The following is a 22,899-nucleotide window of genomic DNA, read 5'->3' on the forward strand; positions in this document are numbered from 1 at the left end:
GCAATCTTTCGCTGTGCCCCGATCCACCGATCAGTGCGCGGAGGAGGGCGGTGGATGACGACCCCGAGACCAACCGGTCTCTAGGGCGGTAGCTCAATTGGCAGAGCAGCGGTCTCCAAAACCGCAGGTTGCAGGTTCGATTCCTGTCCGCCCTGCGCGTCAGCGCAACGCTGACACACGAAAGGTACATTCAGGATGGATCAGGACGAACCGCGCGGCGAAGTCGTCGCGGCCGGTGCCACCCGTGAGAAGAAGCGCGGCTTCTTCGCCAGGTTCTTCGGCGGCATCGCCCTGTTCCTCCGCCAGGTCATCGCTGAGCTCCGCAAGGTCGTCACTCCGACCCGCAAGGAGCTGATCAAGTTCACCGCGGTGGTGCTCGTCTTCGTTCTCATCGTCATGGGCATCGTCTACGGACTGGACACCTTGTTCGCGTGGCTGACGCACGTGGTGTTCGGGGTTCCCGGCACCTGATGCCCCGCGGCTTCGGCCGCACACTTGGAGAAGAAACAACGTGTCTGAACGCTATTCCGACGACGCCGACTGGGCGACCGCTGCAGAGCAGTCCAGCGAGGAGGACGAAGCCCAGGAGGGCAACGTCCTCGCAGCGGAGGAGTTCTCGGTCACCTCGGCCGAGCACGTCGCCATCCACATCGAAGATGAGGACGAGAGCGACGACAGCGCTGCAGACGACATCGACATCGACGACCCGGAGGCGGACGCGATCGTGAACGACGCTCTCAACCTGGACGAAGCGGCTGAGTCTGAGGCTGCCGCTGAGGTCCTCAACGATTCCGTGGCCGAGGAGGCCGCCGACCTCGAGGCCGCTGCGGCCGAGGAGGTCACCCCCTACGACGGCCCCGACCTCGGTGCCGACGACGAGCAGGGCGACGAGGACGAGGCATCCGACGAGGATGCCGAGGAGGACCCGTACGAGGCCTTCCGCATGGACCTCCGCATGCTCCCCGGCAAGTGGTACGTCATCCACTCCTACGCCGGCTTCGAGCGCAAGGTCAAGGCGAACATCGAGCAGCGCAAGTCGACGCTCGAGGTCGAGGACGAGATCTACCAGATCGAGGTCCCGATGGAGGACGTTGTCGAGATCAAGAACGGCCAGCGCAAGATGGTCAACCGCGTGCGCATCCCCGGCTACGTGCTGGTGCGCATGGAGCTCAACGAAGACACCTGGTCGGTCGTCCGCCACACACCCGGTGTCACCGGCTTCGTCGGCAACGCGCACAACCCGACCCCGCTGCGCTTCGAGGAGGCCTTCAACATGCTGAAGGCGCTCGTCGAGGTCAAGGACGTCCCGACCGCCAAGAACATCGCGGCCAAGGGCGGCCTCGCCGTCGCACGCCCCGTGCAGGCCGAGGTCGACTTCGAGGTCGGCGAGACCATCACGATCAAGGAGGGCTCGTTCGCGGGTCTTCCCGGTTCGATCAGCGAGATCAAGCCCGAGAGCGGCAAGCTCACGGTGCTCGTCTCCCTCTTCGAGCGCGAGACCCCGGTCGAGCTGTCGTTCGACCAGGTCACCAAGATGATCTGACACACGCTTCACTGCGAACGGCCGTCCCTTCCGGGGCGGCCGTTCGTGCGTGTGGGACCCGACTACTCCGCTTTGCCGGAAGACCGGACCTGCTGAGCGCGCGCGTGGTGGAGATTGTCTCTGACAAGAGTCGCGTAGGGGTGATCCGAGCCGAAAATGCTCTCGATTCGGCTGAGCGTTTCCTCGTAAAGCGAGATTGCCAGGTCAATCTTCCCTACGGCCCGGTAGCAGTTGGCAAGATCGTTGCGACTACCGAGTGCGAGGGGATGGTCAAACCCGAACAGGCGTTCTTCGTCATCGTGATTTTGCTGATGGAGCACGATGGCTTCTTCATGCCGTCCGGCTTTGGCGTAACTGTTGGCGAGGTTGTTTCGGCTGTTTAGAGTATCGGGGTGGTCGGGTCCGAGGATGCGTTCGCGGTCGGCGAGGTTCTGGCGGTGGAGCGCGATGGCTTCGTCGTGACGTCGGGTCTCGTCGTATGCGGCGGCGAGGTTGTTGCGGCTATTGAAAACGTCGGGGTGGTCGGGCCCGAGGATGCGTTCGCGGTCGGCGAGGGTCTGTTCGTGGAGGGTGATGGCTTCGTCGTGATGCCCGGTCTCGGCATAGTGATTGGCGAGGTTGTTGCGGCTGGTGAGAACGTCGGGGTGGTCGCGTCCGAGGATGCGTTCGCGGTCGGCGAGGTTCTGGCGGTGGAGCGCGATGGCTTCGTCGTGACGTCCGGTCTCGTCGTATGCGGCGGCGAGGTTGTTGCGGCTAGTGAGAACGTCGGGGTGGTCGCGTCCGAGGATGCGTTCGCGGTCGGCGAGGTTCTGGCGGTGGAGCGCGATGGCTTCGTCGTGACGTCCGGATTTGATGTATGCGGCGGCGAGGTTGTTGCGGGTACTGAGAACGTCGGGGTGGTCGGGGCCGAGGAAACGTTGTCCTTCGGTGAGGTTCTTTTCGTGGAGAGTGATGGCTTCATTGTGGCGTCCGGCTCCGCTGTACGCGGTCGCAAGCATGTTTCGGGCGCCTAGGGTCTCATGGCGGCTTTCTCCAGAGAGTCGTGTGGCAGTTTCGGTCAGCCTCTCGGTGAGTACGATCGCCTGGCTGAGCTGGCCGGCCGAAATCAGCGCTGATGCCACGAACAGGCCGGCGGTGAACCGTTCGCGCTCGCTCGTGCCCGCCAAATTCATGGCGATGAGGCTGTTTTCTGCGCTAGCGAAATCCCACCCCTGCAATTGCCAGCGTACGGCGGTGAGAAGGTCCACGGCCCCAAGTGAGGTCGTAAGCGTCGAGGCACGTCGGAGCCACACGCTGCCGAGCGGGTGGGGCACCGATCCCATCTCGTCGAGCGCAAGGAAATGGATCTCTCGTCGCAGTCGGCGAAGTTCGTTCGGGAGCTCGGACCCCTCGGGGGAGAGCCGCGCTTCGAGCGCGACTCGGAGCGGTGTACGCAGCTGCATCACGGCTGTCGGCTCCCCGGCTGCCAGGTCCGCAAGGGCATCGTCGATCTGCCCCAGAAGCTCGATCGAAGGCACTCGTGTGCTGGGTAGCCGGCTGAGCGTACGAATCACGCTTCCGGTCGCATCCGATTCGAATTCATCAAGCATCCGGGCCGTATAGGAGTCTGCGCCGAGGCGATCCGCATCGTTGGGATCGAACCAGGCTGTGAGGAAGTCGACCACGAGGCGGAGGGGCTCTCCGCGGGTCTCTTTTATCTGGAATGAAAGTCGCGCCAAGGGCTCAGCCAGCTCGTAATAGGTGCGGCGCGCGTCCACCAGTTTCACGAACGGCGAGGTTGTGGGGCGTACCCAGCCGAGGTCACGTAGTTCCCCCAGGGTCTTGGCCATCGAACGCTTTTCGATCCCGACAGACTTCGAGAGTTCCGCGACGTGCACCGGGTGATCCGCTGAGGCGAGCGCTGCGACGGCAAGACGCTGGTGCCCGCTCAGGCGCCCGAGCTGTTCCTGATAGTAGGGCGTCAGGTCATCGAACCGAGTCAGGAGGGTGTCGATGAGTCCCCGAGCTCCGCTGGCCGTCAACGCGTCCGCCAGCGCGCTCCACAGCCGTGGCTGTCCGCCAGCCAGGTGAGCGATCGTCCGCAGCCTTGCCGTTGCTTCGTCGCTGTCGAGACGCGTCGCGAGCTCATCATCTCCGCGCTCTCGGGCAATCGTCTGCAACATCAGGCGAGCTTCCTCGACAGTGAAGGGTTCGAGGTGCGTCGTCGTGAAGAAGTTGTAGAACGGTTCCGAAGAGGAGGTGAGCGCGCGGTCCAGGCGGGTCGTAGATGCGACGACAAGCAGATGCTCGGACGTCTGGAGCAGGTGGCGCAGCTGGCTCTGCCCGGTAGGGGTGATCTGGAGGAGCACCTGGTCGAGATTCTCCACGATGACCACCAGTGGTCCGGCTTCGCGAACCAGATCTACGAGCAGTGCCTCGTACTCACGGTCTTTCAGACCGGGGTCCGTGTGGCGTCCCGCATGATCGAGGATCGCGCGCAGGAGAGAGCCATAAGAGACGATCGTCCAGGGATCTTCGGGTAGCCATGACACTTGCAGACGCGCGCCCGCCTCGATGAGTCCGTGCGTCCGATGAGCAACCAGCGAGAGCAGGTGAGTCTTTCCCGCCCCCCGAGGGCCGACAAGCAGGCTGTGATTGCGAACGTCGCTCGCCGCTGCCTCGCGCACTCGGTCCATGATCAGTCCGAGCGGGCGTTCGCGTGCGACGAAGAGTGCTTCGAGTGTCTCGCCTGGGAGGAGCGAGGGGGTGTAGCGGGTATATGACATGGTCAGATCAGCTTTCTGCGCTGTAGCCAAATGTGCTTCAGCACGAGGTACCGCCAGGTGAGGACGCCCTTGCTTTCCATGAGGTAGTGGTCGTCGACGAGCAGATCTATGAGCCGCGTGCGGGTGTCTCGACCGCTTTCGTGGTCGAGTATCTGGGCGACGGTCACAGACTCGTCCATGGCCACTTGATCGAGAATTCCCATCGCCTCGTCGCGGTCGTCGCCGTAGTTGACGTCGAAGCGCTCGACGAAGTGCGTGACCGCGCCGCTCTCGTCTCGATCGTCCAGAAAGCCCTGGAACACATCGGCGATGAGGTCGGGGGTCGCTTCTGAGATCGATCGCTCCCCGACTATCTGTGCGATCTTGTGCATCAGGAAGGGGATATGGCCGCATCGTTCCCTGAGTTCGGTGATGGCGGCGGCCGAGGGGTTGATGCACCCGGCCCCGAGGAGGAGCCGTTCCGATAGCTCCGCGGCTTCGGTCTCTTCGAGCGGTCCAAGGGGAATGCTCTGCAGGTCGTTGAAGTCCCCCTTTGTCGCACCGCACTGGGCGACCACGTGGTGGAGGCCGATGGATCCGCACAGGATCCAACGGACGTTCGGCGCCGATGAACGAAGCGCTCGGAGAGTTTGGAGGACGATTCGGGCTTCCTCCGCAGATTGATTCTCGGTGATGTTGCGGATGGCGAGAGGAAGCTCATCGATCAGCAGAAGCACCGGCTTTCCACTGTCGGATGCGGTCACATCGTTCAAAGTGGTTATCAGGTTCTGTAGCCTTTGAGCGGCCGTTCCCCCCACGCGTAGGTCGAGCGAAACGCCCATCGCTGATGCGCCTTCGATCGGCTTGAGGAACTGCGTGAGGCCGTCGAGGAACCTCTTCGGAAGAGGCGCGGCGCTGGCGAGTGCGTCGGCAGTCCTCTCGAAGAGTTCGCTCGAGGTGCGCGCAGCTTCGTAGTTGATGAAGACGGGTGCGAAAGAGGTGGTCGTTCGCTCCAGATGCCGGAGCCATTGGGTCTTTCCCATGCGTCGCGGGTCGGTCAGGAGCAGGTTCTCTCCGCTCAGCAGCCTGTTCTCCGCGCGCGTGGTCAACGTTTTTCGACCGACGAACGTCTTCGCCGACTGCGCGTTGCCCGGTTGAGGCGTTATCGGTTCCATCGAGCCCTCGTTTCGATATGCGGGAGATCTTCCGCATGAATAGGCGGGGAATCTCCCGTCCATTTATACGGCAGATTCCCCGTCCATTCAAGAGGTTTCGCGTGATTTAGGATTCAGTCGAGGAAGCTGAGCTGGTAGTCGAGCAGTTCCTAGGATCGGCCGCTCGCCCGCGGACCACTTGCGCGACCAGGAGACGTCTGCACGACGTTGCTGCCCGTTCGGTCGTGCAGCTGTGCCCGGATCGTGCAAGTGGCCCGCCCCGCCCTGCGGCATCCGCTCTCGCCATCGTGCGGGCCGAGACGTGCGGACCGTGGCGTGCGGGCAGAGTCGCGATGGGCGTCGGCATCGGGTAGACTCATGTGGTTTGTGTGCCGCTTCGGCGTGCGCGCAGACGACCACGATCCGGAGAGGCCGGAATCGTGGGAGAAGCGGATGCCTCGGCATCCGATTCGACGAAAGGAAAGAGAATGGCACCGAAGAAGAAGGTGACCGGCCTGATCAAGCTTCAGATCAACGCCGGTGCAGCCAACCCGGCGCCGCCGATCGGCCCCGCGCTCGGTCAGCATGGCGTCAACATCATGGAGTTCTGCAAGGCGTACAACGCCGCGACCGAGTCGCAGCGCGGCAACGTCATCCCCGTGGAGATCACCGTCTACGAGGACCGCAGCTTCACCTTCATCCTGAAGACCCCGCCGGCGGCGGAGCTCATCAAGAAGGCCGCAGGCGTCCAGAAGGGCTCTGCCACCCCGCACACCGTCAAGGTCGCGAAGATCACCAAGGACCAGGTCCGTCAGATCGCCGAGACCAAGCAGGCCGACCTGAACGCGAACGACATCGAGGCCGCCTCGAAGATCATCGCCGGCACCGCCCGTTCCATGGGCATCACGGTCGAGGGCTGAGGAGAATAATCATGGCTACCAAGTCCAAGGCTTACAAGGCTGCCGCCGAGAAGATCGAGGCAGACCGTTTCTACACTCCCGCTGAGGCTGTCGCCCTGGCGAAGGAGACCGGCTCGTCGAAGTTCGACTCGACCGTCGAGGTCGCGCTGAAGCTCTCGGTCGACCCCCGCAAGGCAGACCAGATGGTGCGCGGCACCGTCATCCTGCCCCACGGCACCGGCAAGACCGCCCGCGTCATCGTGTTCGCCACCGGCCCCGCTGCCGAGGCTGCGATCGCCGCTGGTGCAGACGAGGTCGGCGGCGCCGAGCTCATCGAGAAGGTCGCCGGCGGCTGGACCGCGTTCGACGCGGCCGTCTCCACCCCGGAGCTCATGGGCCAGGTCGGTCGTCTCGGAAAGGTCCTGGGTCCGCGTGGACTCATGCCGAACCCGAAGACCGGCACCGTGACCCCGAACACGGCCAAGGCCGTCGAGGAGATCAAGGGCGGAAAGATCGAGTTCCGCGTCGACAAGCACGCCAACGTGCACTTCGTCGTCGGCAAGGCGTCCTTCACCGCCGAGCAGCTGAACGAGAACATCGGCGCAGCGCTCGAGGAGATCGTCCGCCTCAAGCCGTCCAGCTCCAAGGGCCGCTACATCCAGAAGGGTGCGGTGTCGACCACGTTCGGCCCCGGCATCCCGCTGGATGTCAACGCCATCTGAGCCTGATTCGCTCTCGAAGAGCCCCCGCCGTCACGGCGGGGGCTCTTCTGCGTCCTGGAGTAGGCTGGCACCCCGACACGGAACGTCACGAGATGCGACATATCGCGGACTCGTGCATAGGGTGAGATTCGCTCGAAAACGCGCGCACAGCATCCGCGCTCACGCACCCAGGAGGGTAAGCACATGTCCCGTCGCCTCATCGCCGTCACGGCACTCGTCCTCGCAGCATCCGCTCTCACCGCCTGCAGCGGCTCCACCGCACCGGCGTCGAGCAGCTCGTCGAGCGCGGAGGGCGCCGACTTCGGACTCGTGAAGGACGGCACCCTCACGGTGGCCACGGAGGGCACCTACCGCCCGTTCAGCTTCCACGCCGACGGCGGCACGGGCGACCTGACCGGCTACGACGTCGAGATCATCCAGGCCGTCGGCGACAAGCTCGGTCTCAAGGTCGAGTTCCAGGAGACGCAGTGGGATGCGATCTTCGCTGGGCTGGATGCCGGTCGCTTCGACGTGATCGCCAACCAGGTCACCATCAACGACGAGCGCGAGAAGCAGTACCTCTTCAGCACCCCGTACACGGTGTCGCCCGGGGTGATCGTGGTCAAGGAGGACGACGACTCGATCAGCTCCTTCGCCGATCTCAAGGGCAAGACGACGGCCCAGTCGCTGACCAGCAACTGGAACGATCTCGCCACGGAGTCGGGTGCGAAGGTCGAGGGCGTCGAGGGCTGGGCGCAGGCCGTCGCGCTGCTCCGCCAGGGCCGCGTGGACGCGACCATCAACGACAAGCTCACGTTCCTCGACTACGAGACCACCGACGGTCCCACCGGGCTGAAGATCGCCGCGGAGACCGATGAGGCGGGCAAGCAGGCCTTCGCGTTCACCAAGGACAAGAAGACCCTCGTCGCTGCCGTGGACAAGGCTCTCGACGAGCTCCGCGCCGACGGCACGCTGGCGGAGATCAGCAAGAAGTACTTCGGCGAAGACGTCACCGAGTAGCCGATGGACTCTCCCGACAGCGTCTGGCAGCTCTTCCTGGGTTCGCTGGGGCCGATCGCCCTCGCCGGGCTCACGGTGACGGTGCCGCTCGCGCTGATCTCGTTCGCGATCGGACTGCTGATCGCGGTCGGGATCGCGCTGATGCGGATCTCGGTCAATCCGGTGCTGTCGAACGCCGCGCGGTTCTACATCTCCGTCATCCGCGGAACGCCGCTGCTCGTGCAGCTGTTCGTAATCTTCTACGGGATGCCGTCGATCGGGATCACGATCGACCCGTGGCCCAGCGCGATCATCGCCCTGTCGCTGAACGTCGGCGGCTACGGTGCGGAGATCGTGCGGGCCGCGATCCTGTCGGTGCCGAAGGGGCAGTGGGAGGCCGCGTACACGGTCGGCATGAACCGTTCGCGCGCGCTCACCCGCATCATCCTCCCGCAGGCTGCGCGCGTGTCGGTGCCCCCGCTGTCCAACACCTTCATCTCGCTGGTGAAGGACACATCGCTGGCGTCTCTCATCCTCGTGACCGAGCTGTTCAAGGTCGCGCAGCAGATCGCCTCGACGACCTACGAGTTCATGGCGCTCTACCTCGCCGCCGCTCTCGTCTACTGGGTGTTCTGCCTCGTCCTGTCCTTCGGGCAGGGCGCCCTCGAGAGGAGGCTCGACAGTCGTGTCGCGCACTAGCGGATCCACGCCCCTTCTCGCCGCATCGCAGCTGTACAAGCGGTTCGGCGACAACGAGGTGCTCCGGGGCATCGACCTCACGCTGCACCGCGGCGAGGTCGTCGTGCTGATCGGTCCGAGCGGATCGGGCAAGACGACCGTGCTTCGCTCACTGAACGGACTCGAGACCCCAGACGGGGGCACGATCCTCGTCGACGGCGGGCCCGAGGTCGACTTCTCCTCGAAGGTTCCGCAGAAGCTGAGGTTCGCGCTGCGGGACCGCTCGGCGATGGTGTTCCAGCACCACAATCTCTTCCCGCACCTCACGGTGCTGGAGAACGTGATCGAGGGGCCGTGGCGGGTGCAGGGGCGCCCGAAGGCGGAGGCGATCGCCGAGGCCAGGGTCCTGCTCGCTCGCGTGGGTCTCGAAGACAAGGCGGACGCCCGCCCGCACCAGCTCTCCGGCGGGCAGCAGCAGCGCGTCGGCATCGTGCGCGCTCTCGCCCTCAAGCCCGATCTCCTGCTCTTCGACGAGCCGACCAGCGCGCTCGACCCTGAGCTGGTCGGCGAGGTCCTCCTGGTCATCAAAGAGCTCGCCGACGAGGGATGGAGCATGGTCGTCGTCACGCACGAGCTGAGCTTCGCCCGCGAGGCCGCCGATCACGTGCTGTTCATGGACGGCGGCGTCGTCGTGGAGGAGGGGCCGCCGGCCGAGGTGTTCGGGGCGCCCCGCGAAGAGCGCACGCAGCGGTTCCTGACGCGCATCCTGCGCCCCCTCGACGGCGCCTGACCGCGCCGCGCCTCTGCGCGTCAGCCGCCCAGGACGGGCAGCACGAGCGAGACGGCCAGAGCGATCATCACGACCGCGATCACGCCGTCGAGGATGCGCCAGGACCGCGCTGTGCGCAGCCAGCGTCCGAGATAGCGCGCGCCGAAGCCGAGGGCGGTGAACCACAGGATGCTGGCGGCGATGGCCCCCGCCGCGAACAGCCACCGCTGCTCGCCGTGCGTGGCGGCGATCGAGCCGAGCATCAGCACCGTATCGAGGTAGACGTGGGGGTTCAGCCAGGTGAGGGCCAGAGTGGTGAGCACCACGGGTGCGAGCCGGGTCCGGGTGAGTGTGGTGGGGCTGGCGTCGGAACCGGATGCCGCGGCGTCCGGTTCGTCCACGGTGAGGTGCTCGCCGCCGCGCCAGGCCCGACGGGCCGCGAGCAGACCGTAGGCCAGCAGGAACAGGGCTCCGGCCCACCGTGCGACGACGACGAGCCACGGCGCCGCCGAGATCACGAAGCCGAGACCCGCGACGCCGGCGGCGATGAGGGCGGCGTCGGAGGCGGCGCAGATGATGACGACCGCCAGCACGTGCTCTCGGCGGATGCCCTGGCGCAGCACGAACACGTTCTGGGCGCCGATGGCGACGATGAGGGAGAGGCCGAGTCCGAGACCGGCGAGCACGGTGAGCATGGTTCCACGCTACGAACGTGCAAGCAAAAGCACCAGCGAAGATTCCTTGTGAACCATTAGCATCACTTACTATGCGAATCGATCCTGAACTGGCGGCCACCGTCGCGGCGGTGGCCGACGAGGGCACGCTCGATGCGGCATCCCGACGGCTGCGGATCACGCCCTCCGCCGTGAGTCAGCGGCTGAAGACGCTGGAGCAGCAGCTGGGGCGGGTGCTCGTGGTGCGCACGAAGCCCGTGCAGCTCACCGAGGCCGGTGAGGCGGTCGTGCGCCTTGCCCGCCAGGTCGCGCTGCTGGAGCACGACGCGCTCTCGGGACTCGGCCTCGACGAGGAGGGCGCGCGCATCAGCATCCCGCTGGCTGTGAATGCCGACTCGATGGCGACCTGGTTCCTGCCGCCGCTCGCCCGGCTGTCGGCGGAGCACGCGATCGACTTCGACCTGCATCGCGACGATCAGAACTTCACCGCTCGCCTGCTGGAGTCGGGCGCCGTCATGGCTGCGGTCACGAGCGAGGAGGCACCCGTCGCCGGATGCTCGGTGTCTCCGCTCGGCGTGCTCGAGTACAGGGCGATGGCCGAACCCGCCTTCGCCGCCCGCTGGTTCCCCGAGGGAGTCACCCGGGGGGCGCTGGGCGCGGCGCCGTTCGTGGACTTCGACCGCAGAGACACCCTGCAGCACGAGTGGCTCAGAGCGATGAAGGTCTCGCACCAGTCGGTGCCGCGGCACTACGTGCCCGCCTCGCACGACTACGCCCTCGCGGTGGAGCTCGGCCTCGGCTGGGGGATGCTCCCGCTGCTGCAGGGCGCACACGGGCTGGTCCCGCTCGGAGGCCCGACGCTGCGCGTGCGGCTGTACTGGCAGCAGTGGAACCTGCGCAGCACGCTGCTCGACACGATCGCGGCCGAGATCGCCGCCGAGGCCGGTCGGGTGCTCGGCTAGCGGTTCGGCGTCGCGCCCGAGACCAGAGCGTGCAGCAGGTGCGTGAGGTTGTCGATGTCCGTGACGCTCCAGTCGGTGAGCGTCGTCATGAGCAGGCCCTCCTGCGGCAACCGGGCCTGGGCGAGACGCTCCTCCCCGTGCGGGGTGAGCCGCAGCAGGAAGGAGCGGCCGTCGCTCGGGTCGGCGGAGCGCTCGACGAGTCCGAGGCCCTCCAGCTCGCGCACCGTGCGGCTCACCTGGCCCTTGTCCGACAGCATCCGCTCCGCGAGCGTCGACACCGTGACCTGCTCGCACCGGGCGATCGTGGTCAGCGTCTTGTACGCGCCGGGGAGCATGCCCGGACTGACCCGGTTCGCGTTCTCCAGGAGCACCCGACGGAAGTTCGTGATGAGCTCGCTGAACTCCGCCTCGAGGGCGCGGACCGCGACGGCCCGCGCCTCAGAGGACTCAGACTCTGCCATCGGATGCTGCTTCGCCGGTGCGGTGGGACACAACCTGCACTGTACCGGTCGGAACGCCCGCGAGAGCCTCGGCGTCGGCGATCGCGACATCGGCGGCCTCCTCCACGACACGGTGCTCGTCGTCGGAGCCGGCTTCCGCCTTGGCGCGCTCGCTGGTCGTCATGCGGGTCAGCGGCCTGTTCGGGAGGAACAGGATCGCGATCAGGCTCAGCACGGCCAGCGGGATGCCGATGAGGAACGCGTGCGAGATCGCCTGGGCGTAGAAGTCCTCGACCAGGGAGCGCACGGGCTCGGGCAACAGGCGCACCTCGGGAACCGTGCCGCTGCTGAGCGCGGCGGCGACCTCCTGCGCCTTGTCGCCGGTCTGGGCGATCGCGGCCATCAGGTCTTCCTTGCCGTTCGTGAACAGATCGGTGATCTTGTTCGCGAGGAAGGCGCCCATGACCGAGACGCCGATGGTGCCGCCGAGGCTGCGGAAGAAGGTGACGCCGGAGGAGGCGACGCCGATCTCCGTGGGCTTGGCGACGTTCTGCACGATGAGCACGAGGTTCTGCATCGTCATGCCGACGCCGGCGCCGGTGAGGAACATGTAGACGGAGACGAGCGCGAAGTTCGTGTCGTAGTGCAGCGTTGAGAGCAGGGAGGAGCCGGCGATCAGCAGCACGGAGCCGAGGATCAGGTAGCCCTTCCACTTTCCGTAGCGGGTCACGAGCTGACCGACGACCATCGACGAGATGAGGAGTCCCGCCATCATCGGCAGCGTCATGAGACCGGCCTCGGTGGGCGAGGCTCCGCGCGAGAGCTGCATGTACTGCGCGAGGTAGACGGAGGTGCCGAACATCGCGACGCCGATGGAGATCGAGGCGAGCACGGAGAGGGTGAAGGTGCGTCCGCGGAACAGCGTCAGCGGGATGAGCGGCTCGCGCACCTTGAGCTCGACGACGATGAACAGGATCGTCGCGAGGAGGACTCCGCCGATCATGAGGATCGTCTCGATGCCCCACCAGTCGAAGTTCGTGCCGGCGTTGGTGATCCAGATCAGCAGGAGCGAGACGGCGGCGGAGAGCAGCACGATGCCGACGTAGTCGACCGAGACCTTGCGGGTGCGTTCGGCCTTGATGTGGAGCGTCTTCTGCAGGATGATCAGGGCCGCGACGGCGAAGGGCAGGGCGACGAAGAAGTTCCAGCGCCAGTTGATGCTGTCGGTGATCCAGCCGCCGAGCAGCGGTCCGCCGACGGTGGCGACGGCCATGACCGCGCCGAACAGGCCCATGTAACGGCCGCGTTCGCGCGGGCTGATGATGTCGGCCATGATGACCTGGCTGAGGGCGGCGAGTCCGCCGGCGCCGAGTCCCTGCACGGCGCGGAAGGCGATGAGCATGCCGGTGTCCTGTGCGAAGCCGGCAGCGGCGGTCGCGAGCACGAAGATCACGATCGCGATCTGGATCAGCAGCTTGCGGTTGAAGAGGTCGGCGAGCTTGCCCCAGATCGGGGTCGAGATCGCCGTGGTGAGCAGCGTGGAGGTGATCACCCAGGTGTAGGCGGCCTGGTCGCCGCCGAGGTCGTGGACGATGACGGGCATCGAGGTGGAGACCACCGTGCCGGCGATCATCGAGACGAACATGCCGAGAAGGAGCCCGGTGAGGGCTTCGAGCACCTGACGGTGCGTCATTCCGGCGGGGGAATCCATGGTCATGCAGAAGGCCTTCGCAGTCGGAGGGGGATGCTGCGACAGCTCTGGCGCGCACGAGATAGTTGAACTTCGTCAACTATACGCCGAATGGTTGAGATTAGTCAACTACATACGAGAGGCTTCGTTTCGTCTCGTCGCTGCGCTCCTCGCTCAACGACCGGGGCAGGGCCTGCGCGGACGCGCGGGATTTAGGGCAGCGAGATCGGTCCGGCCGACGCGGTGCCCAGATTCACGCTCGTGGGCAGCAGCGCGTCGAGCAGCCCGATGCGCAGAGCCGTGACCTTGTACTCCGCCGTCGCTGTGCTCGTCGCGGGGATGAAGGGCGACACAGGGGGCGCGTTCGGGCGATCGGGCTGCACGTTCACATACAGCGAGAAGATCGGAGCGAGCGCGCCGAAGACCGCGGCGACGGCATTCGCGACGACGGGCACGCCCGCGGCGAGCACGCCGTCGAGGGCGGTGACCACGGAGAAGACGTCGTCGACGACGGCCTTGATGACGTTGCGGAGCGTGCCGACGAGGGGATTGAGCAGCGCGAGAACGGGCGTGAGCAGAGCCCCGAGCACGGGGGTGAGGATGCCGAGGTCGGCGATCGTGACGCTCACTCCGGCGTTCAGCAGTGACGTGCCGGAGGTGTGCAGCGCGCCGAGGTTCGCGTCGAGGTTGATCTTCACATCGGCGACCTTGATCACGACGTCAGGGATGAGTGGAGGGATCCCGGCGACGGTGGCCTTGACCTCCGCGCTCACGTCGATCTTGACCCTCGGCAGGCCGGCGACCGTGGTGAGAGCGCTGATGACCTGGGTCCGCCAGGCCGTCACCAGGTTCGTCACGCGCGTTCCGATGTTCGTCAGCACCGCGGGCGTCAGCAGGAACTGCGTGTTCGGAGCGAGGTCGTTCAGCCCGTTCGCGCCGTTCAGCAGTCGTGCGAGGTTCACCTTGATCAGACCGTCGCGGGGGCTGAGGGTGACGATGCCGTCGGCATCCGAGAAGCCTGCGAGCAGGGCGGAGACCGCGGGCGCGACCTGCGGGATGTTCGTGACCGACACCCCGGACCCCGCGGTCGACACGCTGAGGACGCCGAGGTCGAGATGGAGCTGATTGAGCACTCCGGTGATGCCGGACGAGAGGGAGGCCTGCAGTCCGTTCAACTTGGCCTGGAGCTGGGTGACCGAGGTGTCGACCTGCCCGACGAGCCCGGAGAGCACGGGAGCCGTCAGCGTGAGGTCGAGCCCCGCGATGTCGTAGTCGCGGGCGACAGCGGTCGACGCGGCCGGTACGTCCCACGTCGCCTCGCGCAGCACATCGCAGCCGTCGACGCGGGACAGGGCCGATACCGCGCCGATGTCGAGCGCGGCGTTCGTCAGGTTCGACGTGATCGCGCTGCCGAGCACGCCGTTCAGCGTCAGCGAGCCCGTGCGCGGCGGAGTGGATGCTCCGTACTCGCCGATCGTCGCGATGCCGGACTGGTTGGTCACCGCTCCTGTCGCTCCGGTCGCGAGGCCCTTCGGCGTCACCTGCGAGTACTGCGACAGGGTGCCCACGGCGAAGTCGGGCACGGCTGCCTGGATGGTCGGCAGTGACACCGTCGCCAGGGGAGCGGGGAGGATGCCGACGTTGAGCGAGGTCGCCCTGGTGAACGTCGTCGTCGAACCGGGGTCGAGGTCGTGCGCGTTCTGCACGGGGGAGTAGGTCTCGGTGAGCGCGCCGTCGATCGCGTCGCGGACGCCGTTGACGGCGGCGACGGTGTCGAGATCGGCGCCGAGCAGCGTGCCGCTGACCTGGCGGCCGGCGGATGTGGTCGAGAAGCCGGTGTCGGTCCCGCACTTCAGTGAGGACGTTCCGACGGGAGCGGCGTGCGCCCACTCGGCGTCCCGCCAGCTCGCCAGAGAGGTGGAGGTCACCACGGGCACGGCGAGGATCGCGACGGCGCCGACGGCGAGCCACGCGCGCAGGCGGTTCACGTCGCATCCTCCGTCGGCTCGGTGCGGCGCAGCATCCGGACTCCGATGCCCGCGCCGACGGCGGCCAGCGCGACCCCGAGCATCTGCAGCAGGGCGACACCGTCGATGCCGGTGGCGGCGAGCGGTCCGCCGGCGGGCGGAGCGGCCGCGTCCGTGCGGGCGGCGGTGAGGCCGACGCCCACGGTCGCGTCGAGGCCCTCGTCCTCCTCGTCGGCCGGGATGCCGTCGAGCGTGGCGGTGACGAGCATATGCTGCGCCGATCCGGCGGCGAGATCGACGAGGTAGGTGCGCGGGGAGGAGGCGGATGCCGTCGCCGGGGGCAGCGTCGTCGAACCGCCGGGAGCGGCGCACGTCGGAGTGCCGGACGGCATCCCGGTCCACTCCGTGAGGCACTGCTGGAACACGACCCGCAGACCCTGCGGGTCGCGGGCGAGCTCTCCCTCGGCCGTCAGCACGACCGACAGGGTCGCGGGGCCGGAAGGGTCGTCGTGGGCGGCGCGGATCTCCCAGTACCCCCGATCGCCCGGAGACAGCACGAGGGACTCACCCGGGGAGAGGGCGTGGGCGCTCTGCACGTCGCGGACGATCCACGGCGAGGTCTCCAGCGTGAGATGTCCGGGTGACTGGCCGGGGTCGGTGAAGAACGGCGCCGCCTGGGCTGCGGCCGTTCCAGCGAGCACCGCCCCTGCGCCCGCGCACACGACGATCAGGGTCCCGCCGACGATGCGGCGGAACCGGTCTCGACGTGTCATGACCGTCATCGTCTGCTCGGCCACAGCACCCAGAGGACGGCGCCGGCGAGCACCAGGCCCAGCACCGCGAGGCCGATCGGCGAGGTCACGGCCGAGAGCACGAACCCGAGTCCGGGGATCGCGAACAGCACGACCCCCGCGCGCGTGACGACGTACTGCTCGGCGTCATCGGCGTCGTTGGCGTCCCCGCGCAGCGTGAGCGTCCTGCGGTCCGCCTCCTCGTCTCCGATCGCCACGATCCGGTGGGTCACCAGCTGGTCGTCATGGGCGCGAGGCACGCTGACGACGTCGCCGACGCCGAGGTCTGCGGCATCCGCGGTCCTCTCGATCACCGCGGTACCCGCGGGCATGGTCGGAGACATCGAGCCGGTGGCGAGGATCACCAGATGGAGGCCGAGCGCCCACGAGGCGATGAGCCAGGCGATGGCGATCGCCCCGACGGCGCCCAGCAGCCACACGAGCACGTTCTGGATCGTGGGGAGGAGGGAGCGGCGCCGACGCGGCCGTGTGGAACGATCGCGTCGGCGCAGTCCCTGATCGACCCCGCGGTCTCGCAGGTCCTCTGCGGTGGAGGCCATGGTCCGAGGGGTCAGGCGGACGCGGCGTCGAACTTCCACGCGGGCGCGATGCTGCGGCCCATGTAGTCGTCGACCGTGGTGATGCCGGACGGCAGCACTCCGGGAACCGTGAAGGTCAGTTCGAAGCAGTAGAAGTTGACGTTGCCGGAGTCCGCCGCGTACGTCTGCGCTGCCGTGCCGCCGCTCGCGCCCAGATCGCCGGTCGCGATCGTGGTGTTCGCGACATTGCCGAACGTCGCCGCGTTGCACGCCTTCGTGGCGGCGAGGTCGGCGCCACTCCAGGTGGAGACGCGCACGTCGGTGGCGTTCCACAGGTGGCCGCCGGCATCCGCCACGGTCACGCCGGCGGCAGCGGTGGCGGCCGCAAGGGTGGCGGTGCCGCCCAGCGAGTCCGCCGAGGAGCGTACGGCGACGAGGGCATAGGTCGAGTCGCCGGGCGTGAGATCCGACAGCGTGAAGGTCACCCCGTTGCCCGGGTTCGTCTCGTAGTCTGCCCATGCGGTCGAACCGGGGGCTGCTCCGGATGCCGGAAGGGCGAGCTGTTCGAGCTCGAACGAGGAGGTGTTGATGCCGGGCTCCGTCCCTGCGCCGGCGAAGAGCCATTCGGTGTCGTTCCAGGCCGCGAGGCTCAGGGACGCTCCCACCCCTGCGACGGCGGCTGCGGCGACGATCGCGACGACCTTCCGCGTTCTGTTGTTCGTGGCAGCGCGGCGCGCTCGTCTCGGTTCCATACCGTCCCCCTCAGGACTCATGTGGGCGGAGACCGTGGGTGGGGGCCTCCGTTTCCCCTAAGTTCTAGTGCACCGTCACCGCCGTCGTCCATCGAAACCGGAATATTGGTGAGAAACAGATATTCCGGTGTGCAATCGTGACCTGCATCCCTTGTGGGAGGGCTCCCACTGAGTGATGATGTGGGGGACGAGCGGATGCCGGTCACTGAGGGGCGGCCGTCCACGATGCACTCCGCCGTCGTACACCCGGCATTCCTGAGGGGGAATCTGACATGGCAACAACGGCAACTCAGCGCAAGGTCCTGGCGGTGCTCGCGGGGGGTCTCGTGCTCGGCATCGGCACCGCGGTCACGCTCGCGGCATGGAACGACTCCGAGTTCGCGAACGGGACCTTCACGGCCGGCGCGTTCAACCTCGAGGGATCGGCGACCGGCGACGCGAACTACAGCGACCACAACGTCGACAAGGGCGACACCGCCGCGACACTGGCGTTCACCGTTCCCGTGAGCAACCTCGCTCCGGGCAATATCGTCTACTCGGGCTTCTGGGTGCGCCTCGCCGCCGGCACCACGACGGGCGCGAGCCTCTCGGCCAACGGCACCACGGCAGACGCAGCGGCGACGTCGAACAGTGACCACCTCTCGTACTCGGTGTACCAGCTGGCGCCGGGCGCGACCTGCAACGCGGCCTCCGCGACGGGCACTCCTGTCGCGACGGGTGCGACGCTCGACGTGCAGACCGGCGTGACCCCGATCACTCTCTCGCAGGGGCCGAACGTGTCGACGGCCGGCACCGCGGTGCAGCTGTGCTTCAAGGTCACCGCCGACGCGAACCTGGAGCAGACTCTCGCGACGACGGCCACCTGGAAGTTCACGGCGACCTCGAACTGAGCCTCTGATGGTGACCCGCAGGGACATGCGGGACGCGAAGCGGCTGCGTTCCCGCCGAATCCGAGCCATCCTCGCGGGTGGACTCGTGCTCGGCGTGGGCGGGGCCGCGACGCTGGCCGCATGGAACGACTCCGAGTACGGGGCGGCGACCTTCACATCGGGGAGCTTCGACATCGTCGGCTCGACGACGGGCACGGGGACGTTCACGAACCACCCCGTCGGCTCGCCGGCCGCGCTGTCCTTCACCGCCCCGTTCAGTGGGATGGCGCCGGGCAACACGGTGTACGCGCTGTTCAGCGTCAAGACGTCAGCGAGCTCCGTCAAGGGCAATGTGCAGGTCACGGCAGGCACCACGGGAGGCACGGGTCTCGCGCCCTCCATGACGTACGGGGTCAAGACCATCGCCGGCACCACGTGCGACTCCGGCGCCTACGCGGGCGGCACGGTGGTGGTGGCCGACGGCACGGCGCTGACGACCGGCGCCGCCTCGGCGCAGGCGCTGCTCGCGGCCGGCGGCAACCAGATCAACTACTGCTTCGCGGTGACGCTGAAGTCCGACGCCCCGAACTCGGCGCAGGGCCTCACGGCCATCCAGACCTGGATACTGCTGGGGACGTCGACCTAGCGGATGCCTTCGACGGGAGAACAGCGGGAGGACGAGACGATGAGCACGGCGGTGACGAGGCGGAGCCTGCGGGAGCAGGAGCCGCCCGCCGGTGCGCCCGCTGCGGCATCCTCTCCTCGCCGCGGACCTGCAAAGGTGCTCGCCGACCTGCTGCTCTGGATCGCCGCGATCGGCGGTGTCGTCTGCATCGTGCTGGTGATCCTCGCCTACACCGCCGGGATCACGCTGATCATGTTCAAGACCGGATCGATGTCGCCGACCATTCCGGCAGGTTCCGTCGCCGTCGTGCAGCGGATCCCCGCGGCCGAGGTCGAGGTGGGCGACGTCGTGACCGTGGACCGCGAGGGCGAGCTCCCGGTCACGCACCGCGTGACGACGATCGTCCCCGGGGCGACGGATGCCGAGCGCGTGATCACGCTGAAGGGCGACGCGAACGCCACGGAAGACCCCTTCCCGTACACCGTGAGCTCCGTGCGGACCGTGCTGTTCTCGGTTCCGGGCATCGCCACCGTCATCGTCGCGATGGGCAACCCCTTCGTGCTCGGCGGCATCACCGTGGCTGCGGCCGTGCTCGTCGTATGGGCGTTCTGGCCGCGTGACGGACGGCGGCGAGAGCGGATGCCGACATGAGGAGCCGTCTCGTCGCCGTCGCCGCGCTGGTCGTGCTCGGCGTGATCGGCGCGAGCCCGGCGTGGGCGGCCCCGTCGACGCAGGTCGTGCAGGGACAGGTGCTGCGGCTGGTGTCCGTCGCCGACTGGGACGCCGCGGCATCCCTGCTGCCCGGAGCGCCCGTGCAGTGGGACGTCGCCGTCAGCGCGGATGCCCCCGACCCCGGCACCGTCACGATCGGCGTGAGCGCGAGCGGAGATGCCTCACTGGTGGTCGACGCTTCGCTCTGCATGAGCGCGTGGACCCCGAGCGGATGCCCCGGAGGCTCGACGATCCTGCGCACCGGATGGAGCATCCCGCGCGACGGAGCGGAGATCGCGCTCGCGCAGATGGCCGACACGGAGGTCGCGCACCTCAGGCTCTCCATCGCGCTCGCCTCGGACGACGAGGACGGGCGCACCGAGGTCCGCGTCCATGCGCACGGGGCCGGTGAGTCGGCCGTCATCGGGCCGGATGGCGGACTCGCAACCACGGGTATGTCGCCCGTCGTGCTCTGGATCCTCGGCGGAGGGGCCGTGCTCGTCGTGGTCGGCGCCGTGCTCCTGATCGCGCGTCGGCGGAGGTCGCGCGGAGAGGATGAGGACTCGTGAACGGCCGGCGGCTCACCGCGGGTCTCGCGGGTCTCGCGCTGCTCATCGAGCTGGCGATCGCGCCGCCGGTGCAGCAGACCGAGGCGTACTTCACCGATTCGGAGTACGCGACGGCGACGTTCACCGGGATCACCCTGGCGACCCCCGTCATCACGAGCTGCACGGTCACGAGCTTCCTGGGGACGTTCACCGGGGTGACGATCGTCTGGACCTCGCCGAACGACAAGGTCTTCCAGCGCCTCATGATCAAGACGGTGGTCGTGGACCAGGCGAACATCACGCAGAGCGGGACCGGACCCTACACCTACACCTCTGTCATCTCCTCCGGCCTGCTGAACACCCTCCTGGGGTCCCTCCTCGGCGCCACGAACCCCGTGAAGGTCGACACGTTCGCCGGCACGCAATGGGTCTCGCCCGGGGCGGCCACCAGGACGCTGTCGGTCGGCGGACTCCTCGGGCTCGGCGGCAACAACACCTGCACCTGAGCGACGAGCGATGGTCCGGTCGCGACGTCTCGGCCGGGGGAGAGGCTGTGGTCGACGTCCGTGCTCGCGCATGGCCTCGTCGGAGGATGCTCTTGTGCGTGACGCCGCCGTCGGGGCCAGGCCAGCGGCGGGGGTTGCTCTTGTGCGTGGCGCCGCGGGCGGGGCCCGGTCGGCGGCGGGGGTTGCTCTTGTGCGTGACGCCGCCGGCGGGGCCCGGTCGGCGTCGGAGGATGCTCTTGTGCGTGGCGCCGCGGGCGGGGCGGATCAGTGCCGGGGTCCGCTCAGTCGGCGAGGGCCAGCGCCCGGAACGCGTCGCGCTCGCGGAGCTGCTCGCGACGGCTGGCCGCGGCATCCATCTCCCTGCTCGGCACCTGCTGCCCGGTGGTGCGCCGGTACAGCTCGTCGATGAGGGCGGTGGCGAGTCCGACGAGCTTCGCGATCTCGCGGTCGTCGCGGTCGATCCAGACGGACTTCGGCTCGTCGTGCACGGGCGAGAAGTCGACGTGCTCCTCCCACACGAACAGGGTGCGCTCGGCGCCCAGCACGTGCTGCTGCCACCAGATCTGTCGCAGGTAGGTGCGCGGGATGCCGCGGAACGGCTTGTTCGTGGTCTTGATCTCGGCGAGGCGGATGCGTCCGTCGCCGTCCACCGCGATGCCGTCGGGGGTGGCGAGGTGGCGATGCTCGACCTCGGCGCGGAAAAGCGCGGACGAGGGGAGGATGCCGTGGGTCGCCGCGACCCAGGCGGCGATCTCGGGCTCGCGCCGGCGTCCGTGATCGGTGTAGGCGTTACCGCCGAAGCGGGGCCCTCCGCCGAGTTTGGAGTCTGCAGCGCGCGCGATCGACCTCTCGCTGGTCAGTCCGGCGACGTCGGTCGCGGTGATCCCGCGCGACCGGGCTCGCATCCAGGCCACACGGTCGCGGGAGTCCGCGACGATGCGTGCCTGGAGTTCGGGATTCACCCTTCGACCCTAACCCCGACCTCCGACCCTCCGTCCCCGCACACGCCGCACCCCGGCATCCCCCTCTCGTTCCCTGCCTGTCCTGCCGCGCTGGCGTCGACTTCCCGTGAACTCGACGAGTGCACGGGAGATTCACGTCAGGATGCCGTGCAGTCGTCGAGTTCACGTGCACTCGACGGGGTGTCGCTGGTCCTCCACAGGAGTAGGGAGTGAGGGAGTTGTCCACAGAGCGTGAAGGGGTGGGCGAGAAAGGGGTGGGGGAGGGAGCGGAGGTGCGCAGCATGAGGCATGGATGGAACCGCCGGGCTCACTCTCTCGCACCATGTGCGTTCGCGCGCCGACCTGCTCGTGAACGGATGGACCGATCGGAAGATCGCCGGGGCGGTGCGCGACGGAGCTCTCCATCAGCTTCGTCGCGGGTGGTTCATCGACTCGGGGGAACGGGAGAAGCTCTGGGAAGAGGAACGCCACCGCGCTCACGTCATCGCTGTGGCGCGCGACGCTCGTGGCCCGGCCGTCATGTCGCACTCATCGGCGGCGGTGCTCTGGGGGCTTCCGCTCTACGGGATGCGGCTGACGCGCGTGCACATGACGACGGATGCTCCGCATAGGATCTCGAGCTCGCCGGATGTGCGGAGACACGTCTCCCCGTTGCGGGTCGACGACGTGAGTGTCGTCGGCGGCATCCGGTGCACCGGGCTCGCGCGAACGGTGTTCGACCTGATCCGGGAGCTGCCTCTCGAGGCTGCGGTCGCCGTGGCGGATGCGGGGGAGAGGCAGATGGCCTCGCGCGGCCGGGAGTGGGATCAGGATGCTCGCACGTCATGGCGGCAGGGCCTGCGGGAACGCCTGGAGCGCGGGGCCGGCGTGAGGGGAATCCGCCAGGCGCGGTGGGTGAGCGTGTTCGCCGACGGGCGCGCGGAGTCGCCAGGGGAGAGTGTCAGCCGCCTGCAACTGTTCCGTCTCGGGTTCGAGTCGCCCGAGCTGCAGGTTCGAGTCGACGGACCCGACGGCAGGGCGTACTTCGTCGACTTCGGCCTGCGGGGTCTCCGAGCGTTCGGAGAGTTCGACGGTCGGCAGAAGTACGTCGACGCTGCTCTGCGATCAGGGAAGCCCGTCGAGCAGGTGGTCCTCGAAGAGAAGCAGCGGGAGGATTGGATCCGCGGTACCACTCACTGGCGCTTCGCGCGCTGGGACACCTCGCACATCAAGACTCCTCGCGCTCTGGCATTGCGTCTTGCCGCCTTCGGTCTCTCCCCCTCCTAGCCTCTCTTCCTCCTCTCTCTTCCTCCTCTCTCTTCCTCCTCTCTCTTCCTCCTCTCTCTTCCTCCTCTCTCTTCCTCCTCTCTCTTCCTCCTCTCTCTTCCTCCTCTCTC

The 22,899-nt window shown here is 67.6% G+C and carries 24 protein-coding genes and 1 tRNA gene; 15 read left to right on the forward strand and 10 right to left on the reverse strand.

Annotated elements, in window-relative coordinates; translation table 11 throughout:
• Positions 1–82: 82 nt before the first annotated feature.
• From ACFVRO_RS08470 to nusG, 3 genes are all read left to right on the forward strand, one after another.
• Positions 83–155 (forward strand) — tRNA-Trp (locus ACFVRO_RS08470).
• Between the two features lie 40 nt (positions 156–195).
• Positions 196–471: a preprotein translocase subunit SecE gene (secE, locus tag ACFVRO_RS08475; RefSeq protein WP_105673576.1), complete on the forward strand. Its 276-nt coding sequence runs from the start codon at positions 196–198 to the stop codon at positions 469–471.
• Positions 472–511: 40 nt separating this feature from the next.
• Positions 512–1,543, forward strand: coding sequence for a transcription termination/antitermination protein NusG (gene nusG / locus ACFVRO_RS08480; protein ID WP_105673574.1), 1,032 nt, complete (start codon positions 512–514; stop codon positions 1,541–1,543).
• Positions 1,544–1,605: 62 nt separating this feature from the next.
• Here nusG and ACFVRO_RS08485 read toward each other — a convergent pair whose 3' ends face one another.
• Entirely contained in the window at positions 1,606–4,308 is a 2,703-nt protein-coding gene (locus ACFVRO_RS08485) for a tetratricopeptide repeat protein (RefSeq protein ID WP_386951291.1), read from the reverse strand.
• A gap of 2 nt (positions 4,309–4,310) precedes the next feature.
• A complete protein-coding gene (locus ACFVRO_RS08490) occupies positions 4,311–5,462 on the reverse strand; it encodes a hypothetical protein (protein WP_386951294.1) in 1,152 nt (383 codons plus the stop codon).
• A 467-nt stretch (positions 5,463–5,929) separates the two neighbouring features.
• Here ACFVRO_RS08490 and rplK point away from each other — a divergent pair, with 467 nt between their 5' ends.
• The 5 genes from rplK (at position 5,930) to ACFVRO_RS08515 (ending at position 9,508) form a co-directional block, all read left to right on the forward strand.
• Positions 5,930–6,361 (forward strand): 50S ribosomal protein L11, encoded by a 432-nt coding sequence (rplK, locus tag ACFVRO_RS08495; protein WP_105673572.1) that lies wholly within the window; start codon positions 5,930–5,932, stop codon positions 6,359–6,361.
• Positions 6,362–6,372: 11 nt separating this feature from the next.
• Complete coding sequence (gene rplA / locus ACFVRO_RS08500) at positions 6,373–7,062, forward strand: 50S ribosomal protein L1 (RefSeq protein WP_105673570.1); 690 nt, start codon at positions 6,373–6,375, stop codon at positions 7,060–7,062.
• Between the two features lie 183 nt (positions 7,063–7,245).
• Positions 7,246–8,061, forward strand: coding sequence for an amino acid ABC transporter substrate-binding protein (locus tag ACFVRO_RS08505; RefSeq protein ID WP_223586006.1), 816 nt, complete (start codon positions 7,246–7,248; stop codon positions 8,059–8,061).
• 3 nt (positions 8,062–8,064) lie between these two features.
• Entirely contained in the window at positions 8,065–8,739 is a 675-nt protein-coding gene (locus tag ACFVRO_RS08510) for an amino acid ABC transporter permease (RefSeq protein ID WP_181155856.1), read from the forward strand.
• Positions 8,726–9,508, forward strand: a complete 783-nt coding sequence (locus ACFVRO_RS08515; protein WP_105673567.1) for an amino acid ABC transporter ATP-binding protein — start codon at positions 8,726–8,728, stop codon at positions 9,506–9,508. Before ACFVRO_RS08510 ends, ACFVRO_RS08515 begins: the two co-directional genes overlap by 14 nt.
• A gap of 20 nt (positions 9,509–9,528) precedes the next feature.
• Here the strand turns inward: ACFVRO_RS08515 and ACFVRO_RS08520 are convergent, their stop codons facing one another.
• Positions 9,529–10,182: a LysE/ArgO family amino acid transporter gene (locus ACFVRO_RS08520; RefSeq protein ID WP_386951297.1), complete on the reverse strand. Its 654-nt coding sequence runs from the start codon at positions 10,180–10,182 to the stop codon at positions 9,529–9,531.
• Positions 10,183–10,253: 71 nt separating this feature from the next.
• On the opposite strand from ACFVRO_RS08520, the gene ACFVRO_RS08525 reads away from it, so the two are divergent.
• Positions 10,254–11,123, forward strand: coding sequence for a LysR family transcriptional regulator ArgP (locus tag ACFVRO_RS08525; protein ID WP_386951300.1), 870 nt, complete (start codon positions 10,254–10,256; stop codon positions 11,121–11,123).
• Here ACFVRO_RS08525 and ACFVRO_RS08530 read toward each other — a convergent pair.
• From ACFVRO_RS08530 to ACFVRO_RS08555, 6 genes are all read right to left on the reverse strand, one after another.
• On the reverse strand, positions 11,120–11,584 hold the full coding sequence (locus ACFVRO_RS08530; protein WP_105673562.1) for a MarR family winged helix-turn-helix transcriptional regulator: 465 nt from the start codon (positions 11,582–11,584) through the stop codon (positions 11,120–11,122). The two genes, ACFVRO_RS08525 and ACFVRO_RS08530, sit on opposite strands and share 4 nt — an antisense overlap.
• Positions 11,571–13,280, reverse strand: coding sequence for an MDR family MFS transporter (locus ACFVRO_RS08535; protein ID WP_386951303.1), 1,710 nt, complete (start codon positions 13,278–13,280; stop codon positions 11,571–11,573). Before ACFVRO_RS08535 ends, ACFVRO_RS08530 begins: the two co-directional genes overlap by 14 nt.
• A gap of 185 nt (positions 13,281–13,465) precedes the next feature.
• Positions 13,466–15,241, reverse strand: coding sequence for a choice-of-anchor G family protein (locus ACFVRO_RS08540; protein WP_386951305.1), 1,776 nt, complete (start codon positions 15,239–15,241; stop codon positions 13,466–13,468).
• Positions 15,238–15,993: a hypothetical protein gene (locus ACFVRO_RS08545; RefSeq protein WP_386951307.1), complete on the reverse strand. Its 756-nt coding sequence runs from the start codon at positions 15,991–15,993 to the stop codon at positions 15,238–15,240. Before ACFVRO_RS08545 ends, ACFVRO_RS08540 begins: the two co-directional genes overlap by 4 nt.
• Positions 15,994–15,998: 5 nt before the next feature.
• Entirely contained in the window at positions 15,999–16,571 is a 573-nt protein-coding gene (locus tag ACFVRO_RS08550; RefSeq protein ID WP_386951310.1) for a signal peptidase I, read from the reverse strand.
• An 11-nt stretch (positions 16,572–16,582) separates the two neighbouring features.
• Positions 16,583–17,302 (reverse strand): acyl-CoA dehydrogenase, encoded by a 720-nt coding sequence (locus ACFVRO_RS08555; RefSeq protein WP_386951313.1) that lies wholly within the window; start codon positions 17,300–17,302, stop codon positions 16,583–16,585.
• Positions 17,303–17,574: 272 nt separating this feature from the next.
• Here ACFVRO_RS08555 and ACFVRO_RS08560 point away from each other — a divergent pair, with 272 nt between their 5' ends.
• The 5 genes from ACFVRO_RS08560 to ACFVRO_RS08580 are packed head-to-tail and all read left to right on the forward strand — an operon-like array spanning position 17,575 to position 20,561.
• Positions 17,575–18,192, forward strand: coding sequence for a SipW-dependent-type signal peptide-containing protein (locus ACFVRO_RS08560; RefSeq protein ID WP_105673551.1), 618 nt, complete (start codon positions 17,575–17,577; stop codon positions 18,190–18,192).
• 7 nt (positions 18,193–18,199) lie between these two features.
• Entirely contained in the window at positions 18,200–18,817 is a 618-nt protein-coding gene (locus ACFVRO_RS08565) for a SipW-dependent-type signal peptide-containing protein (protein ID WP_386951316.1), read from the forward strand.
• A gap of 39 nt (positions 18,818–18,856) precedes the next feature.
• Entirely contained in the window at positions 18,857–19,447 is a 591-nt protein-coding gene (locus ACFVRO_RS08570) for a signal peptidase I (RefSeq protein WP_105673784.1), read from the forward strand.
• Complete coding sequence (locus ACFVRO_RS08575) at positions 19,444–20,076, forward strand: hypothetical protein (RefSeq protein ID WP_386951319.1); 633 nt, start codon at positions 19,444–19,446, stop codon at positions 20,074–20,076. The genes ACFVRO_RS08570 and ACFVRO_RS08575 overlap by 4 nt, the downstream gene beginning before the upstream one ends.
• Positions 20,073–20,561 (forward strand): hypothetical protein, encoded by a 489-nt coding sequence (locus tag ACFVRO_RS08580; protein WP_386951322.1) that lies wholly within the window; start codon positions 20,073–20,075, stop codon positions 20,559–20,561. The genes ACFVRO_RS08575 and ACFVRO_RS08580 overlap by 4 nt, the downstream gene beginning before the upstream one ends.
• 281 nt (positions 20,562–20,842) lie before the next feature.
• Here the strand turns inward: ACFVRO_RS08580 and ACFVRO_RS08585 are convergent, their stop codons facing one another.
• On the reverse strand, positions 20,843–21,523 hold the full coding sequence (locus ACFVRO_RS08585) for a YqaJ viral recombinase family protein (RefSeq protein ID WP_105673543.1): 681 nt from the start codon (positions 21,521–21,523) through the stop codon (positions 20,843–20,845).
• Between the two features lie 288 nt (positions 21,524–21,811).
• Here ACFVRO_RS08585 and ACFVRO_RS08590 point away from each other — a divergent pair, with 288 nt between their 5' ends.
• Entirely contained in the window at positions 21,812–22,789 is a 978-nt protein-coding gene (locus ACFVRO_RS08590; RefSeq protein ID WP_105677540.1) for a hypothetical protein, read from the forward strand.
• Positions 22,790–22,899: the final 110 nt, after the last annotated feature.

This window comes from Microbacterium sp. NPDC057944 (genome assembly GCF_042887445.1).
Lineage (GTDB): Bacteria > Actinomycetota > Actinomycetes > Actinomycetales > Microbacteriaceae > Microbacterium > Microbacterium natoriense.